Below are 14,389 nucleotides of genomic sequence, written 5' to 3'. Positions count from 1 at the left end.
GAAAACTTGCATTCCGACGACACTGATTCAGTGGACACTAACGGAGTCCGTGCCATCACGGCGTTATCCGACCACACCCGGCGCGCGATCTTCGAATCGCTGCCGCAGGGTCCCCGCTCGGTGGCCGACCTCGCCGCCGCCACCGGCATCACCAGCTCAGCCGCCTCGCAACACCTGCGTATTCTGCGTGAGGCTCACCTGGTCCGCATGCGCCGCGACGGGAATCGGCACCTCTACTCCCTCGACCCACGCGGTCTCAACGACGCCCGCGACTACCTCGACAAATACTGGCCCAGCGCCTTGGCCGCCCATGCCGCCGCCCTGCGGGAGGCCGCCGACGCCGACCCGGCTCAGCCGACTCGGCGGTAACGCGACCGGCCGGATTCCGCCCACGCCTGCTTGTCGAGCTGCATATCGACCGCCGCGATCACCTCGGGCACGCCGATCCGCAGCAGGCCGGGGTCGATGGTCGAGCTGTCGGGATCGCCGACCTGTCCGGCCCAGAGCACCGCGTGCCTGCCGAGCAGGTGCGCGGGCGGGCCGCCCCGGCGCGGTGGCGTCGGCCCGAACAGCAGGACCGTTCGGGTGCCGAACGCCGTCGCCAGATGTCCGACCCCGGTATCGCCGCTGATCACGAGGGCGGCCTCGGCCACCGTCGCGGCGAGGTCGGTGAGGTTCTGTCGACCGGCGAGGACCCGGTCGTCTGGCAAACCGGCCTGCGCGGCGACCTGTCGAGCGATGTCGTGCTCGAACGGGTCGCCGGTGAGGACCACATCACGACCGAGGACCAGCAGGTGGCGCACCACCGCGGCGAACCGCTCCGGCGGCCATCGCCGGGCGGCCGCACCCGCCCCGATGTGGACGACGACGCAATCACGACGGCTGATCGAGGCCACCGGCGGCACCAGGCCGAGGTTGCGCCGATCCGCGTCGATGCCCTCGCCCTCGAGCAGGCGGCACCACCGGTCGACCATATGCGCGTCGGGATCCCAGCGCGGACCGGCGAGCTTGGGCAGGGCGGGCGTGCGATGCCCGATGATCCGCTCGGCTCCCGTATCGGCCAGTGCCCGTGCGCTGGCGCCGTCGGCGCCGTGCAGGTTCACCGCTAAATCGGGTGCGGGACCATCCCAGATCAAGGCGGCCGGGTCGGCGGTGGCGACGAGCTCGTCGACCGAGGAGATCAGGTCGACGATCTGCTCCAATCGATGCGGCGCGGCCAGGACGATCCGGCGCTGTGGTTCGGCCCGGCGCAGGGCACGCAGAGCCGGGACCGCGGCGAGAAGCTCACCGAGGCCCCGAGCTTGCAGCACGAGTACAACCGACACATTCTTCATCTACCCGAGACGATCGCCGACCAAACTTTCGCGAGGGCAACGATCTGACGGATCACCCGGGCGATCGGCCCCGGCGCCGCGCCCGATCGCGACACGATCACAGCTCCAGCTAATTTCCGGGAAACCGACGCGAGCGGGCATAACATCACGTCATGACGACAAATACCGTGCTAGGGAGCCCGTTCACGGCTCTTGCGAAGAAAACCTGGCAAACAGTTCTGGTCACCGGCTTGCTCGCCGTGGTCCTCGGCATCATCGTGCTGGTGTGGCCCGGTCCGTCGCTGCTCGTGGCGGGCATTCTGTTCGGTATCTACATGGTGGTCAGCGGCATTTTCCAGCTGATCGCCGCCTTCACCCATCTGCCGAGCACCAGCTTTCGCGTGCTGTCGTTCATCAGCGGCGTGCTGTCGCTGATCATCGGTGTGTTCTGCTTCCGCGACGACCTCACCTCGATCGTGCTGCTCGGTCTGTGGATCGGCATCAGCTGGCTGTTCCGTGGCGTCGCCGTCCTGTTCGCCGCGATCTCGGAGCCGGGCGTGCCCGGCCGGGGCTGGCAGATCTTCTACGGCATCATCAGCGCGCTGGCCGGCGTCGTGCTGATCGTGTGGCCGATGAGCTCGCTCACCACGCTGGTCTGGGTCGTCGGCATCTTCCTGATCGTCATCGGTGTCATGGAGGTCATCACGGCCTTCGGCATCCGCAAGGACGCGCATCTGCTCGACGAGCAGCTGGCCTGACTCTCTCCCCACGGAAAGTTCGTCTGAACCGGCCGGTGCCTTCGGGCACCGGCCGCTTTCGTGTCAATTACGCTTCGCATCCATGGAATTCGTCTACAACCTGGTGGTTGTCACCCACCTACTCGGCATGGCCGCGGTGGTCGGAGGTTATGTCGCGTCGCGTCCGGTGGTGTCGGAGCTGATGGTGTGGGGCGCGCGCGCCCAGCTGATCACCGGAGTGATCCTGGCGGGGCTGGCTTCGGCGATCGACTCGCTCGGCAAGGATCCGGATACGACGAAGCTGGCGGTGAAGCTGGTTGTCGCGGTCGCGGTGGCCGCGTTCGCCGAGATGGGCCGGGGCGACGCGAAGCGGGGCAAGCAGATCGACTGGATGACCGACGCCGCGGGCGGGCTCGCGATCGTCAACGTACTCGTCGCGGTGCTGTGGACCTGACCGGCGTGCGGTTCCTGGGCGTCCACCACATCGCGATCATCGCCACCGACTACGCCCGCTCGAAACGCTTCTATACCGAAACCCTCGGCGGCACCGTCCTCGCCGAGAACTATCGCGCCGATCGCGATTCCTGGAAGCTCGACATCGCGTTGGCCGACGGCGTGCGTATCGAATTGTTCTCGTTCCCCGACCCGCCCGCGCGCCCGAGCAGGCCGGAGGCGGCGGGCCTGCGGCACCTGGCGTTGGCTGTCACGAATGTGTCCGCCGCCCTGGTGGAACTACGAGCGCGTGGTGTCCGGACCGAGGAGCTGCGCACCGATGAGCACACCGGTAAGCAGATGGCCTTCTTCTTCGATCCGGACGACCTGCCGCTCGAGCTGTACGAGGCGTGATCAGTGCGTCGCGCGGGCCCGGCGCGCGAGTTCGACTGTCGCCGCGCGCAATTCGCCGATCTCCGACAGCGGCGTGGCGTAGCCGACGCGGGTGAGCGCCACGCCGCGCGGTGATTCCACCCGCAGGTCGAGCCCGTAGCGATCGGCCTTCTCGCAGGTGGCGGCGATGGCGTCGGGGAAGCCGCCGAGCTGCTGGGCCATCGCCAGCAGTGCCTCGGCGTGGTCGGCGTTGAGGTGCGCGACACCGGGTGCGGCGTGCGCGACGATCGGGTCCGGCTGCGCCGCGGCGTATTCCGCGGCCGAGGCCGAATCCATCCGGCCGTAGCCACCGACCCAGCGCACCCGCTCGACGCGCAGGACCCACAGGGTGAAGTCGCTGTAGTCGATGTAGTACTTGGCCGCCGGGATCGCCGTCAGGTGGGCGGCGCGGGCCGCGTCCGCCTCGGCGCCGGTCGGACGTTCCACGAAACCGGCGAGAGTGATCCGGGTGCCCGCCAGCGGGTCGGCCGGGATGTCGGGGGTCACGATCGCGATGCTGGCGCGGGGATCGGCGGCCAGGTTGCGGCCGTGTTCGGCCAGGCGCGACACGCTCAGTACCGGTGCGCCGTCGAGCAATCCGTAGGTGATGAACGACGCCCACGGTGCGCCGTCGCCGGTGAGGCTGGCCAGCGTGCCGGTGTTGGTGCCTGCCGCGATCGTCCTGGCTTCTTCGGCCGGCGAGGGGCGGGCCTCGTTGGCCAGGGGAGCGGTCGGCAGCGGGATGGCCGGTGCGTCGCCCGGATCGCCGTGGTCGAGAGTCATGGCCACAGCGTATCCACCCGACGCGCGCGACGGGGGGCGCTCGTCAACCAGCCCCGCAGCGCATCGTAGACAGCGTCGTGATTGAGCAGGCTGAAATGGTTCGCCGCGGGGATGTGCAGGGCGTTGACCGCGTCGAAATCCAGGCGCCGGGTCCGCCCGCGGCCCGACCCGCTGCCGGTGAGCACCATGCCGTCGCCGATGATCACGCCGAGCGGATGTCTCGGGCTGTCGGTGATGGTGGTGGTGACGAAATAGTGATCGACGCCGGGCAGCAGCGGCACCTCCCGCACCGCCCGCCTGCGCAGGGTATCGACGTCGAGGTCGCGCCAATCCTCGTCGACCAGCGAACCCTGTCGCAGATCGCGAATGCCCGCACTGCGTCGGCGCAGCAGGGTGCTCAGCGGTCGGGTCTCGGGTAGTAGATCGAGCGCGGCCGACGCGTAGTGGGCGAACTGTTCGAGCGGCGCGCCGAGGTGGGGTGAGCCCAGGCACACCACCTGTCGCACCGAGCGCACCCAACCGCTGCCCGACTGCTCGGCCTGATGGCAGGCGCTGCGCAGCACCAGCCCGCCCATCGAGTGCCCGATCAGGCAGATCTCGTGCACCGGCATCGGCCAGCTGTCGACCAGCCGGGTCAGCAGGTCGCTGAGCTGGGCGGCGTTCTCCGAGATATGGAGCCCGGTGTTGAACCGGACGAAGACCGGGGTGTAGCCGAGGTCGTCCTCGAGGCGCTCGCCGTAAGTGGGGCGGTTGCCGAGTCGCCAGGAGTGTTCGGTCTCCACGAGTCCGTGCAGGAGCACGACCAGCCGGGTCGTCGGCACCGGGACATGGGCGGCGAACGTCTCGGGCGGGACGGGGACGCCGTCGACGCGGAAGGTCATGGGGGAGGACAGGATCGGGTTCTCGTCTGCCAGCGAGTCGCCGATCAGCCCCTGGATCGCCGCCAGCGCGCCCGCACCCCACACGGTGCGCGAGGGCGCGTTGACCCCGGACAATCGGACCGCGCTCGCGACCTCGCCGACAACGAAGCCGGTCCCGCTGATGGCGGCGTACACGCCGTCGGCGATGGCGTCGTGCACGACCTTCACCGGCGCCGCCGCGGACCCGACACCCAGCCGCACCGCCGCGAACACCCGGTCGGAAATGGCTCGATGGATGGCGGCGATCCCGTCGACCGCGCCGACGAACTCCTCACCGGCGAGCCGCGTGAGCGCCTGTACTTCGGCCTGGGATTGGGGGAGCTGCTCCGTCACAGAGCTGAGAGTACAACTGTGCACTGAAAAATGGTGAAGTTGGGGCGGCTTCGAGACCTGCGACGATGCCCGGGCTGCCGGGTTGGGGCGCCTCACAAATCACATACTGATACCGAGATATGCGCATCTAAGTATGTGATCCGCCGACGGCGACCGAAGGGAACCGGCTCCGCCGGCGGCGCGGGACGGCGGGCACACCGCCGTCCCAGCGATCACGGCCGGTTCATGATCGCGTACCAGAGCGCGCCCATCGTGCCGAGCACGAACAGGGGGGACAGGACCCAGGTCTCGACCCGGTTGCCCGTCCGCTCGATCAGCGGCACCCGGGTGCGCAAGGGAAACGGCCACAGCAACCGGCAGCCCCGATCGGTGAGACAGTCCCCGAGCAGATGGGCCAGACAGCCCAGGCCGACGCAGATCGGCAGCCACGCCGGGCGGTCGACGATCCAGTGGTCGACCGCGAAGGTCCCCGCCGTCGCCAGTACGATCACCGTCCCGTAGGTCCGCACGCTCTTGCCCGGCGGGCACAGGTGCAGCGACCGCACCGCGAGGGCGAGCAGGAAGAACACGAGACCGAGGGTGAACGGTCTGCCGAGGTAGTGCTCCCCGGCCCAGGTGGCCGCGACCGCGACGACGACGAACAACAGCGAATGCGTGCCGTGACGATGGCCGCCCGACGCCCAGGAGATGAACCGGCACAGGTGATGCGAGACCGGCCCGAGCACGTGGGAGATCGTGCCACTGGGATGATCGGCGTCGGGCAGCAGCGCCGCGCCCGCGGTGAGTAGCGTGCCCATGATGAGTTCGGCGATGCCGAATCGCGTTGTGTCGCTGTCGAACAGAGGGAAAGCGGCGACCGTGAGCGGAAGCGCGGCGGCTGTCGCGGCCCACGCCAGCGCCCCACTCGTCGCATGAGAATGTCCTAGCACCCCGCAACGTTAGAGTAAGTCACTACCGCAACGCATATGCCGTGGACAGCGCCGGAATGCGGGGCGCGCGTGGCCGGTTGGGACGGCTGCGGTGACCGGAGGGAGTTAGTCGCGCGCTCGAGCGGAACGCTTGCCGGGGTGGGTGAGCTGCTGGTTCTATCGCCCGGTGACCGAAACCATCGACGTGCCCCGCATCGTCCACGCCACCCGCGACATCGCGGCGACCCCCGCCGTGATCTTCGACCTGATCGCCGATCCCGCGCAGCAACCGCGCTGGGACGGCAACGACAACCTCGCTCAGGCCGTCGAGGGCCAGCGGGTCCGCGCGGTCGGTGACGTGTTCACCACGACGCTGACCAACGGTGCCGACCGCGACAACCACATCGTCGAGTTCGAGGAGGGCCGCCGCATCGCGTGGAACCCGTCCGAGCGGGACAAGACCCCGCCGGGACACCTGTGGCGCTGGGAGCTCGAGCCGATCGACGACACCCACACCCGGGTGACCCACACCTACGACTGGTCCGAGCTGCACGACGAACTGCGTCAGGTCAGGGCAAAGGCCACGACCGCCGACAAGTTGCAGGCGTCGGTGGACCGCCTGGCCGACCTCGCCGAGTCCTGATCGCAACGGTAACGCCCTGCGACTCGTGCTGAGCCGCAGGGCGTTTCGCTGTTCGGATCAGGCCGAGACGTCGAACCGGTCCAGGTTGCTCACCTTGGTCCACGCGGCGACGAAGTCGTGCACGAACTTCTCCTTCGCGTCGTCGGTCGCGTAGGCCTCGGCCACGGCCCGCAGCTGCGAGTTGGAGCCGAACACCAGGTCGACGCGGCTACCGGTCCAGGTGATCGCGTCGGTCTCGCGGTCGCGACCCTCGTAGACGTTCTCGTCGGCGGACGACGGGGCCCACTCGGTACCCATGTCGAGGAGGTTGACGAAGAAGTCGTTGGTCAACACACCCGGGGTCTGGGTGAACACGCCGTGCGGCGAGGACTGGTAGTTCGCGCCGAGTACGCGCAGACCACCGATCAGCACGGTCATCTCCGGGGCACTCAGCGTGAGCAGGTTCGCCTTGTCGATCAGCAGGAACTCCGCGGGGATCTGCGCGTCCTTGGACACGTAGTTGCGGAACCCGTCGGCCGCGGTCTCGAGCGCGTCGAACGACTCGACGTCGGTCTGGGCCTGGGTCGCGTCGGTCCGGCCCGGCGTGAACGGCACCGTCACCGGGAAACCGGCGGCCTGGGCAGCCTGTTCCACGCCGACCGCGCCGCCGAGCACCACCAGATCGGCGAACGACACCTGAACGCCGCCGCCGGTGTTGAAGGTGTCCTGGATGCCCTCGTAGACCCGCACCACCTGGGCGAGCTCGTCGGGCTGGTTGACCGCCCAGCCCGCCTGCGGCTGCAGGCGCAGGCGCCCGCCGTTGGCGCCGCCACGCTTGTCGCTGCCGCGGAACGATGAGGCCGCCGCCCACGCCGTCGTCACCAACTGGGCGATGGACAGGCCGGAGGCCTGGATCTGGCCCTTGAGGGTGGCGATCTCGGCGTCGCCGATGACCGGGCCCTGCTGCGCGGGGACCGGGTCCTGCCACAGCAGTTCCTCGGACGGAACCAGCGGGCCGAGATAGCGGGCGACCGGGCCCATATCGCGGTGGGTGAGCTTGTACCAGGCGCGGGCGAACGCGTCGGCGAACTCGGCGGGGTTGTCCAGCCAGCGGCGCGTGATCGGTCCGTAGACCGGGTCGAACCGCAGCGACAGGTCGGTGGTGAGCATGACCGGGGCGCGCTTCTTGCCCGCGATGAACGGGTCTGGCACGGTGTCGGCGCCCGCGCCGTCCTTCGGGATCCATTGGTGCGCGCCCGCCGGGCTCTTCGACAGCTCCCACTCGTACCCGTAGAGGGTGTCGAGGAAGTTGTTGTCCCAGGTGATGGGGGTGCTGTTCCAGATGCCCTCCAGGCCGCTGGTGATCGCGTCCTCGCCGACACCGGTGCCGAAGCTGCTCTTCCAGCCCAACCCCTGCAGTTCCAGCGGCGCGGCTTCCGGTTCGACGCCGACCAGGTCGGCGTCGCCCGCGCCGTGGGTCTTGCCGAAGGTGTGCCCGCCGGCGATGAGCGCGGCGGTCTCCTCGTCGTTCATCGCCATCCGCGCGAAGGTCTCGCGAATGTCGGCAGCGGCGAGGACGGGATCCGGATTGCCGTTGGGGCCTTCGGGATTGACGTAGATCAGGCCCATCTGGACCGCGGCGAGTGGACGGTCGAGGTTACGGTCGCCGGTGTAGCGTTCATCGCCGAGCCAGGTGCGCTCGGGACCCCAGAACACGTCCTCCTCCGGCTCCCACGCGTCGACGCGGCCGCCACCGAAACCGAAGGTCGGCAGACCCATCGACTCGAGCGCGACATTGCCGGTGTAGACGATGAGGTCGGCCCACGACAGCTTGCGGCCGTACTTCTTCTTCACCGGCCACAGCAGGCGGCGCGCCTTGTCGAGGCTGGCGTTGTCGGGCCAGCTGTTGAGCGGGGCGAAGCGCTGCAGGCCCGCGCCCGCGCCGCCGCGGCCGTCACCGACCCGGTAGGTGCCCGCGGAGTGCCAGGCCATTCGGATGAAGAACGGGCCGTAGTGGCCGAAGTCGGCGGGCCACCACGACTGTGAGGTCGTCATGACCTGCTCGATATCGGCCTTCACCGCGGCCAGGTCGAGGGTCGCGAATTCGGCCGCGTAGTCGAAGTCCTCGCCCATCGGATTCACCGAGGGCGGATTCTTCTGCAGCAGTGTGAGATTGAGCTGGTTCGGCCACCATTCGCTGTTCGCTCCACGCGCGTCGGTGGAGGCGAACGGGCGATGCATGACGGGGCAGCCACTGTCACCGGCTTCCGTGTTGGCTTCCGCGATCGGTGGGTGTTCCTCGGGCACGGTGAATCCTTTCAGGAGAGTGATGGTGATGTCGTGCAGTCGGGGCAGTGGCCCCAGTAGATGACCTCGGCCTCGTCGACGACGAAGCCGCGATGATCGAAGGGAGTCAGACAGGGCGCGTCGCCGACAGCGCACTCGATATCGACGATCACGCCACAAATTCGGCACACCAGGTGATGGTGGTTGTCACCGACGCGCGTCTCATAGCGCGCGACGGTGCCCATCGGCTGGATCCGCCGGAGCAGTCCGGCGCTGGTGAGAACCCGCAGTACGTCGTAGACGGCCTGCTGGCTGACGGCCCCGAGGGTGGCTCTGACTCGGTTCACGATGGTGTCCGTGTCGGCGTGCGGATGCTGGTGCACTGCGGTGAGCACCGCCAGGCGTGGCGCGGTGATACGCAGTGAGGCTGCGCGCAGCATCTGTTCGAAGGCCGATGTAGTGGACACGTTCCAGATTATGACTCATTCCAGATAATCGGGGGAGGGGTTTGCGCGGATCCGTCGTGATGACATCGCGGGAGATCACGCCGCAGCCCGGTATCGGTGGCACCGAGGGCACCGGCGACGTACCCTCTTTCTGACCGCGAAGCAAGGCCACAGGCTGTGAACTGTGCCAAGGAATGCCCGGTCCGCCTGCGCGTCGACTAGCCTGCCGGGTGTCCGTTCCCCGAACGAAGGTGATTCATAGTGACTTCCGTAGTCGATGCCCCATCCGTCGATGGCCCCGACACCGCGTCGAAGGTAGGGCACTACTACCGGGTCGAGGGCGTCTACGAGGTCGGTCGCGAGAAGATCCGTGAGTACGCGCGCGCCGTCCAGGACTTCCATCCGGCTCACTGGGAGGACGAGGCCGCCGCCGCGCTCGGCTACCCGGGACTGGTCGCGCCGCTGACGTTCGTGTCCATCCCGGCGATGGCCGCGAACAAACTGTTGTTCGAGACGGTGGTCGTCGGCTACGACATGTTCGTGCAGACCGAACAGGTCTTCGAGCAGCACAAGCCGATCGTGGCCGGTGATCGTCTCGTGGTCGACGTCGAGCTGACCTCGGTGCGCACGATCGCGGGCAAGGATCTGATCACCGTCACCAACACCTTCGTCGACGAGCTCGGCGAGACCGTGCACATCATGCACACCACGGTGGTCGGCATCACCGGCGACGACGGGGTGGATCCCGCGATCACCGCCGCGGTGGAGAACATCATGCTCCACGGGGTGAGCATCTACAGCGCCGACAAGAGCGTCGAGGTGGAGACCACCCTGCGTCCCGAGGGCGAGGTCCCGCTGTCCGTCGAGGGCGCGGCCCGGATCCCGAACACCACACTGTCGTTCGACGAGCTCACCGTCGGCGACGAACTCCCGCTGCGCGACGCCCGCGTCTCGCGCGGTGACCTGGTCAACTACGCCGGAGTGTCCGGCGACGGCAACCCCATCCACTGGGACGAGAAGATCGCCGAGCTGGCCGGCCTGCCCGACATCATCGCCCACGGCATGCTCACCATGGGTCTGGGCGCGGGCTTCCTCTCCACCTGGTCCGGCGATCCCGGCGCCGTCACCCGCTACGGCGTGCGCCTGTCGACCTACACGATCGTCGGCCGGGAGGGCGGCCAGGTCGAGTACACCGGCCGCGTGAAGTCCCTCGACCCGGCGAACCGCACCGCGGTGATCGCCATCGTGGCCAAGTCCGGCGGCCGCAAGATCTTCGGCCTCGCCACCGCGAACCTGCGCTTTCGCTGACCACGGCGCGGTGGACCCGACCTCGTAGCCGGGTTCACCGAGGCGCGGCGACGACCTCGAATCGCGTTGTGGCATCCGGGGTCTGCGCCGCGACCGGGTTCACCCGCACCCACGTGCTGTTGACCGCCGCGGTGCCCGAGATCGGGTCGACGCGGGCCGGGTCGTGCAGCAGGTTCACATTGGCGCCGGGCAGCGCCGCCGCGACCGACCAGCCCACCCCGGGTTCGCGATGCCCCCACCCGTGGGGGATCGCCACCACTCCGGCGCGAATATCGCCACTGATCTCCACCGGAACCACGATCGAGCCGACGGGGGATTCGATCGTCGCCGGGTCACCGTCGGCGAGACCACGGGCGGCGGCGTCGTCGGGATGGATCAGCACGGTGCAGCGGTCACGGCCCTTCACCATCGACGGGATGTTGTGCAGCCAGGAGTTGTTGCTGCGCAGGTGACGTCGTCCGATGAGCTGGAGGTCGTAGCCGGGTTCGGCCGCCGCGGTCGTCTCGTCCAGGACGGTACGCACCGCCGCCAGGAAATCCGTGGGCGCCACGTTCGTCTTGCGGTCTCGGGTGCCGATCAGCTCGGGCAGCCGCGGCCGCAACGGGCCCAGATCGACGCCGCCCGCGGTGTCGCGAATCTTCTTCAGCGTCAACCCGTTCCGGCCACGGCGCAGCACTCCGTAGGGACCTGTCGCGATCGCGGCGGCGGACAGTCGCAGGGGGCTGAACTGCGCGAACACGGCGTTGAGCGCGCGTCCGGTGAACCGTCGCGCCGGCAGCGGGATCATCTCGGTCACCAGTCGGGCCAGGATCTGCCAGTCGTCCAAGCCGTCGGTGGGCGGCTCGAACACCCTGGCGTCGTAGCGGGCGTTGTTGTGAACGCTGAAGATCGGGAACAGCAGGTTCAGTTCCTCGCGTTCCAGCGCGGAGACGGGCGGCAGGATGAAGTCGGCGTGCCGCGTCGTCTCGGTGATGTACATGTCGACGGCCACGTAGCAATCCAGGGATTCCAGCGCGGTATCGAGCTTGTCCGCCTGCGGGGTGGAGAGCACCGGATTGCCCGCGTAGGTGATCATCGCCTTGATCTGGCCCGGTCCCTCGGTGTGGATCTCCTCGGCGAGGACCGCGACCGGCAGTTCGCTACGGAACGACTTGTGCGCCCCGGAGCGGTCGGTCCACGCGCCGTGTCCCACGGGCAGGTACTTCGCGAAGCGGGCGGCGTCGACGGCGGGCGAGGCGAACATCTGACCGCCCGCGCGATCGAGATTCCCGGTCACCGCGTTGATCGTGTTGACCAGCCAGTGGGTGAGCGTGCCCGTCACCTGCTGGCACACCCCGATCCGCGCGTACACCACCGCCGACGGCGCCGCCGCGTGGTCGCGGGCCAGCCGGGTGATGGTGTCGGCGTCGACGCCGGCCAGGGGCGCCATGCGGTCCGCGGTGGTGTCGGCGACCAGGTCGGCGAGCTCGTCCCAGCCGCTGCACCGCGCGCGCACCGCTCGTTCGTCGCACAGTTTCTCGGCGATGAGCACGTGCAGCATCCCGAGCAGCAGGTACACATCGCCGCCGGGCCGGACCGCCACGTGTTCGTCGGCCAGCCGGGCGGTCTCGGTGCGGCGCGGGTCGATCACGACGACGGTGCCGCCCCGTTCACGCACCGCCTTGATGCGCGATTTGGCGCCCGGCATGGTGGTGATCGATCCGTTGGACACGGCGGGATTGGCGCCGAGCACGACCAGCCGGTCGGTGCGGTCGATATCGGTGACCGGCATCAGCACATTCGAGCCGAACATCCGCCACGCGACGAATTCCTGCGGGAACTGATCGATCGAGGACGCGGAGAAGAAGTTGCGAGTGAGCAGGACGGCCCGCAGCAACCCGCCGTAGATCACCGAGGAGCTGTGCGCGGCCGGGTTGCCGATGTACATCCCGATGGCGCTGGGACCGTGCGCGGCGCGTATCGCGCGCAGACGTTGTCCGATCTCGCGGAAGGCCTCGTCCCAGCCGACCGGCTCGAAGCCGTCCCCGACCCGGCGCATCGGTGTCCGCAGCCGGTCCGGATCGTGGTGCAGACCGCCCATGGCTGTCGCCTTCGGGCAGATGTAGCCCTTCGACAGCACGTCGTCCGGATTGCCTTCGACACGGGTGACCCGCGAATCCTCGACCGTGACCAGAATTCCGCAGTGCGCCTCGCACAGCGTGCACTGCCGCGCCGTTGTCGTGCTGTTCACAGCTTCCTACCCTCCGCCGACCGCTCCTGCCACGGTAGCGCGAACGGACGGTCCGGCACACCGACTACGGTCGGATTTCCCGACCGATCGTCGTCGTCTCCTGTCGGTCCCGATCCGGCGACCCGGGCTGCGGCGGTCCGGCGGACGCGGCCGGCGACAGGTGGTCGCCGGCCGCTCGTGATCACGCGGAAACTGCCGCGCCCCCGGCTTGCTCGGCCGTCTCCGCTGCGTGGCCGGGCGCGACGACCGGCGGCCCGGCCTGTGGTCGGGACCGCACGGCCGCGCCGAGAAGTCCGGCCATGACCGCGATCGCGGCGGTCACATACCAAGCCCGGTGGAAGGCGTCGAGCGTGGCCTCGGGGGTATCCGGTGTGCCGAGCAACGCGACGAGGAGCGCGACGCCGAGCGCGAGGCCGAGTTGGCGGGCCATGCTCAGCACGCCCGATCCGGTCGCGAAGCGTTGCGGAGGTAGGGTTCCCGCGCCGACGGCGAACGCGGTGGGCAGGGTCAACCCCACGCCGAGACCGGTCAGCAGCATGCCGCCGAGCAGGCCGCCCACATAGTCCGGTGACAGTTCGGCCGCGCGCGCCCACCACAGGAGTCCACCGCCGAAGGCGAGCCCGCCCGCCGCGATCACCGGTCCCGCGCCGATGCGGGCGATGATCCTGCCCGCGCCGACAGCGACGAACGGGACCACCAGGGGGCCCGGCGCGATGGCCAGCCCGGTCCGCAGTGCCGACCACCCCCACACGTTCTGGGCCCAGAGCGTGACCGAGAGCAGCATGCCGGCGAACGCGATCTGGAAGACCAGCGAATTCGCCCCCGCGAGCGCGAAATTCGGGACCCGGAGCAGGGCGGGGTCGACGATCGGGCTGTGATGACGCGCCGAACTCATCACGAAGACAACGCCGAGCCCGACCGCGACACCGAACGCGGTGAGAACCCCGGTGGAGCTCCAGCCCCATTCGGGTCCCTGGACGACGGCCAGGATCAACGACCCGACCGCCCCGATCAGCGCGCCCGCACCCAGCAGATCGGGCAGCGGACCACCCCCGGCGGGCGGGCACGGGAGCTTGCGAATACCGATTACGAACGCCGCCAACCCGATCGGCACGTTCACGAGGAACACCCAGCGCCAATCGATGGTGACCAGCAGGCCGCCGAGCACCGGACCGAGCGCCGCGCCGAGGCCGCCGAACGCGACCCACAGCCGGACCGCGCCCGCGCGCCGCTGCGGTGGTGTCGCGGCGAGTACCAGCGCGAGCGAGGAGGGGGTGAGCAGCGCGCATCCCACGGCTTGGACCACCCGGAAAGCGATGAGCGACTCCACATTCCAGGCCGCCGAGCACAGCGCCGACCCGATCACGAAGATCGCCAGGCCGGTGAGGAAGGTGGCGCGGTTGCCGCCGCGGTCGCCGAGCCGACCGGCCGGAACGAGCAGGGCGGCGAAGACGATGGCATACAGGTTGAGCACCCAGGAGAGCTCGGTCAGTCCGGCGCCGAAGTCGGCGGCCATGGCAGGCATGGCGACATTGACGATGAACAGGTCGAGACTCGACAACAGCACGCCGGTGGAGACGATGGCGAGCACCAAGCGTGGGTTCGTATCACGCGACAGGACAATCGATTTCATGATCGA

Annotated in this window: 14 protein-coding genes; 6 read left to right on the top strand and 8 right to left on the bottom strand. The window is 69.0% G+C overall.

The genetic code is table 11. From position 1 onward, the window contains the following. Positions 1 to 30: 30 nt before the first annotated feature. Positions 31 to 369, top strand: a complete 339-nt coding sequence (locus tag NA12_RS20405; protein ID WP_067453841.1) for an ArsR/SmtB family transcription factor — start codon at positions 31 to 33, stop codon at positions 367 to 369. On the opposite strand, the gene NA12_RS20400 is transcribed toward NA12_RS20405, so the two are convergent. Next, the gene (locus NA12_RS20400; protein WP_084472945.1) at positions 351 to 1,334 is read right to left on the bottom strand and encodes a glycosyltransferase family 9 protein; all 984 of its coding nucleotides are present in this window, start codon (positions 1,332 to 1,334) and stop codon (positions 351 to 353) included. The two genes, NA12_RS20405 and NA12_RS20400, sit on opposite strands and share 19 nt — an antisense overlap. A 152-nt stretch (positions 1,335 to 1,486) precedes the next feature. Here NA12_RS20400 and NA12_RS20395 point away from each other — a divergent pair, with 152 nt between their 5' ends. The 3 genes from NA12_RS20395 (at position 1,487) to gloA2 (ending at position 2,896) form a co-directional block, all read left to right on the top strand. Next, positions 1,487 to 2,071, top strand: coding sequence for an HdeD family acid-resistance protein (locus NA12_RS20395; RefSeq protein WP_067453470.1), 585 nt, complete (start codon positions 1,487 to 1,489; stop codon positions 2,069 to 2,071). An 82-nt stretch (positions 2,072 to 2,153) separates the two neighbouring features. Then, positions 2,154 to 2,504 (top strand): hypothetical protein, encoded by a 351-nt coding sequence (locus NA12_RS20390; RefSeq protein WP_067453468.1) that lies wholly within the window; start codon positions 2,154 to 2,156, stop codon positions 2,502 to 2,504. Continuing rightward, positions 2,495 to 2,896: an SMU1112c/YaeR family gloxylase I-like metalloprotein gene (gene gloA2, locus NA12_RS20385; RefSeq protein ID WP_243655002.1), complete on the top strand. Its 402-nt coding sequence runs from the start codon at positions 2,495 to 2,497 to the stop codon at positions 2,894 to 2,896. Before NA12_RS20390 ends, gloA2 begins: the two co-directional genes overlap by 10 nt. Here the strand turns inward: gloA2 and NA12_RS20380 are convergent, their stop codons facing one another. The 3 genes from NA12_RS20380 to NA12_RS20370 all read right to left on the bottom strand — a co-directional run bounded on the left by NA12_RS20380 (position 2,897) and on the right by NA12_RS20370 (position 5,879). Next, positions 2,897 to 3,697: a HugZ family pyridoxamine 5'-phosphate oxidase gene (locus tag NA12_RS20380; RefSeq protein ID WP_067453464.1), complete on the bottom strand. Its 801-nt coding sequence runs from the start codon at positions 3,695 to 3,697 to the stop codon at positions 2,897 to 2,899. After that, complete coding sequence (locus NA12_RS20375) at positions 3,694 to 4,950, bottom strand: lipase family alpha/beta hydrolase (RefSeq protein WP_067453461.1); 1,257 nt, start codon at positions 4,948 to 4,950, stop codon at positions 3,694 to 3,696. Before NA12_RS20375 ends, NA12_RS20380 begins: the two co-directional genes overlap by 4 nt. 212 nt (positions 4,951 to 5,162) lie before the next feature. Further along, positions 5,163 to 5,879: a metal-dependent hydrolase gene (locus NA12_RS20370; RefSeq protein WP_067453457.1), complete on the bottom strand. Its 717-nt coding sequence runs from the start codon at positions 5,877 to 5,879 to the stop codon at positions 5,163 to 5,165. 166 nt (positions 5,880 to 6,045) lie between these two features. Between NA12_RS20370 and NA12_RS20365 the strand changes: the two genes are divergently transcribed. Next, positions 6,046 to 6,501: an SRPBCC family protein gene (locus NA12_RS20365; RefSeq protein WP_067453837.1), complete on the top strand. Its 456-nt coding sequence runs from the start codon at positions 6,046 to 6,048 to the stop codon at positions 6,499 to 6,501. 57 nt (positions 6,502 to 6,558) lie between these two features. Here the strand turns inward: NA12_RS20365 and katG are convergent, their stop codons facing one another. Both katG and NA12_RS20355 read right to left on the bottom strand, forming a co-directional pair. Beyond that, positions 6,559 to 8,787, bottom strand: coding sequence for a catalase/peroxidase HPI (gene katG, locus NA12_RS20360; RefSeq protein ID WP_067453454.1), 2,229 nt, complete (start codon positions 8,785 to 8,787; stop codon positions 6,559 to 6,561). A gap of 11 nt (positions 8,788 to 8,798) precedes the next feature. Continuing rightward, complete coding sequence (locus NA12_RS20355) at positions 8,799 to 9,206, bottom strand: Fur family transcriptional regulator (RefSeq protein WP_067453451.1); 408 nt, start codon at positions 9,204 to 9,206, stop codon at positions 8,799 to 8,801. Positions 9,207 to 9,473: 267 nt separating this feature from the next. On the opposite strand from NA12_RS20355, the gene NA12_RS20350 reads away from it, so the two are divergent. Continuing rightward, complete coding sequence (locus NA12_RS20350; RefSeq protein ID WP_067453448.1) at positions 9,474 to 10,520, top strand: fused (3R)-hydroxyacyl-ACP dehydratase subunits HadA/HadB; 1,047 nt, start codon at positions 9,474 to 9,476, stop codon at positions 10,518 to 10,520. 34 nt (positions 10,521 to 10,554) lie between these two features. Here the strand turns inward: NA12_RS20350 and NA12_RS20345 are convergent, their stop codons facing one another. Continuing rightward, positions 10,555 to 12,750 (bottom strand): molybdopterin oxidoreductase family protein, encoded by a 2,196-nt coding sequence (locus NA12_RS20345; RefSeq protein ID WP_067453447.1) that lies wholly within the window; start codon positions 12,748 to 12,750, stop codon positions 10,555 to 10,557. 181 nt (positions 12,751 to 12,931) lie between these two features. Then, on the bottom strand, positions 12,932 to 14,383 hold the full coding sequence (locus NA12_RS20340; protein ID WP_067453443.1) for an MFS transporter: 1,452 nt from the start codon (positions 14,381 to 14,383) through the stop codon (positions 12,932 to 12,934). Positions 14,384 to 14,389 lie beyond the last annotated feature (6 nt).

It is taken from the genome of Nocardia alba NBRC 108234 (assembly GCF_001612665.1).
Classification (GTDB): domain Bacteria; phylum Actinomycetota; class Actinomycetes; order Mycobacteriales; family Mycobacteriaceae; genus Nocardia; species Nocardia alba.
This window is presented reverse-complemented; position numbering and strand designations above follow the sequence as displayed.

Coding starts and splice junctions, on each gene's coding strand:
- NA12_RS20340 (WP_067453443.1), bottom strand. CDS start 14,383: ATGAAATCGATTGTCCTGTCGCGTGATACGAACCCACGCTTGGTGCTC.
- NA12_RS20390 (WP_067453468.1), top strand. CDS start 2,154: ATGGAATTCGTCTACAACCTGGTGGTTGTCACCCACCTACTCGGCATG.
- NA12_RS20400 (WP_084472945.1), bottom strand. CDS start 1,334: ATGAAGAATGTGTCGGTTGTACTCGTGCTGCAAGCTCGGGGCCTCGGT.
- NA12_RS20395 (WP_067453470.1), top strand. CDS start 1,487: ATGACGACAAATACCGTGCTAGGGAGCCCGTTCACGGCTCTTGCGAAG.
- NA12_RS20380 (WP_067453464.1), bottom strand. CDS start 3,697: ATGACTCTCGACCACGGCGATCCGGGCGACGCACCGGCCATCCCGCTG.
- NA12_RS20355 (WP_067453451.1), bottom strand. CDS start 9,206: ATGCTGCGCGCAGCCTCACTGCGTATCACCGCGCCACGCCTGGCGGTG.